Annotated in this window: 1 protein-coding gene; it reads left to right on the top strand. The window is 44.5% G+C overall.

What is annotated here, in order from left to right:
- Positions 1 to 172: 172 nt before the first annotated feature.
- The coding region (locus tag R7190_RS27280) for a sodium:solute symporter family transporter (RefSeq protein WP_411978092.1) at positions 173 to 726 on the top strand (554 nt) is incomplete at its 3' end.

Here is a 726-nt window from a genome sequence, read left to right on the forward strand (position 1 = left end):
TCATTGCAAGTAAGAGTGCAGAAGTAAGGTATCTAGCTTTCATTTTGAAACACCATTTTATTTTATAATAAATCTTGTTTTAATATATTCATTATTACGTACTGATAAAGTTCTTATCGGTATTTTTGTGATCTTTAAAACGGTGTTTTAATTTTTTCGTGAGCTATGACACATGACTTTATTGGATTCGATGATCGTAATGATCTATCTGCTCTTTATTGGGATCGCTGCGTGGCTATTTCGCCGCTTTTCCACCTCGTCGAACGACTTCCTTCAAGGTGGAGGAACCATGATGTGGTGGATGGCTGGCGCGACCGCATTCATGACGCAATTTTCAGCGTGGAGGTTTACGGGTGCCGCTGCCAAAGCGTATGAAGATGGCATCAGCGTGATGTTCATCTTTTGGGGAAATGCGTTGGGATTTTTCGTCGCGGCAGCGTTTTTTGCGCGTCGCTATCGAAGGTTACGCGTAGAAACCGCCATGGAAGTGATTCGAGTGCGGTTTGGCCACACATCAGAACAGCTATTTACATGGTTAAGCTTTCCACTGACTTTGATCGCCTGCGCTATTTGGATGAACGGATTGGCGTCTTTTTTCTCTGCCGTTTTTGCCATTGAGATGTCGACCACCATTCTCGCTATGGGGGTGATCGTCACTTTGATCGCCGTGAGTGGCGGCGCGTGGACGGTGTCTGTGACGAATGTGATTCAATTAATTTTGCTGAT

The organism is Vibrio sp. 1078-1, from assembly GCF_033340475.1.